This is a genomic window from Streptomyces sp. 13-12-16 (assembly GCF_002114215.1).
Lineage (GTDB): Bacteria > Actinomycetota > Actinomycetes > Streptomycetales > Streptomycetaceae > Streptomyces.
The window spans coordinates 548-825 of record NZ_NCTE01001507.1; the positions used below are offsets into that span (position 1 = coordinate 548).

The window sequence follows — 278 nt, forward strand, 5'->3', positions numbered from 1 at the left end:
TGTCGTACCTGATCGGGCTGGCGGCCTCGCTGGACCCGCGCGGGCGGTGGGCCGTGCTGGTCGGCTCGGCGTCGTCCCTGGGGACCGCCGCCGGGCCGCTGACCGGCAGCGTGCTGTCCGCACAGGCCGGGTTCCCGGTGATGGGCGCGGTGCTCGGTACCGGTCTGCTGCTGGTCGCACTGCCGATGACCGCGGTCGCGCTGCACACCGGGGGGCGTCCGCTGCTCCCGGGCGCGGTCCGCCGCCGTGGCGGCCACCCGGCGGCGGTGGTCGCGGCG

At 78.8% G+C, this 278-nt stretch carries 1 pseudogene; it reads left to right on the plus strand.

Annotated elements, in window-relative coordinates:
- Nucleotides 1–278 (plus strand): annotated as a pseudogene (locus B7767_RS44135) (MFS transporter); the annotation flags it as partial.